The sequence below is a fragment of the Mesorhizobium sp. M1E.F.Ca.ET.063.01.1.1 genome (assembly GCF_003998155.1).
Classification (GTDB): Bacteria; Pseudomonadota; Alphaproteobacteria; order Rhizobiales; family Rhizobiaceae; genus Mesorhizobium.
Genome location: NZ_RZSC01001476.1, coordinates 1 through 583 on the forward strand (window position 1 = coordinate 1; position 583 = coordinate 583).

Annotated in this window: 1 protein-coding gene and 1 pseudogene; one reads left to right on the forward strand and one right to left on the reverse strand. The window is 61.6% G+C overall.

Translation table 11 applies throughout. The features are described 5' to 3' along the window. On the reverse strand, positions 1-247 hold a 247-nt coding region (locus EOA29_RS39310), incomplete at its 3' end, for an Lrp/AsnC family transcriptional regulator (RefSeq protein WP_145970152.1). A 132-nt stretch (positions 248-379) separates the two neighbouring features. Between EOA29_RS39310 and EOA29_RS39315 the strand changes: the two are divergent. After that, positions 380-583: pseudogene (locus EOA29_RS39315) on the forward strand (EamA/RhaT family transporter); the annotation flags it as partial.

Here is a 583-nt window from a genome sequence, read left to right on the forward strand (position 1 = left end):
GCTTCTGCACGATGTGCAGCTTGCCCGGGAGGGGCCGGATGCGCACGATCGCCTGCAGCGGGTAGCCGAGCGCTTCCGGATCGACATCGATGGTGAAGGCGCGGATGACGCCGCGCTCCTCGAGCCGCCGCAACCGCTCCGAAACGCTCGGCGACGACATGCCGACCTGCTGCGCGAGATCCTTCAGCGACGTCCTGGAATCTCGGACGAGGATGTCGAGAAGGCGCCGGTCAAGATCGTCGAGCATTTTCACATTCCACGATGAAAGCCATTTCTGCCTTTTTTAATTAGGCGAATAGGCGATATCATCTTTTTCGCAGCATGGAAATGACCTCGACCTCTTGTGATCATGAAGCCTCGAAAATCTTTGGGGTCTTTCATGAGCAATACGCTGCGCGGCACGGTCGAAATGACCGCGGCAATGGCGATACTCGGCACGATCGGCTGGTTCGTCGTGCTTTCGGGCCAGCCCGCCATCGACGTGGTGTTCTGGCGCTGCGCCTTCGGCGCGGCGACGCTGCTTGTCATCTGCGCGGCGCTTGGCCTGCTGCGCGGCACGCTGACGCCGCGCGTCGTCGCGCTT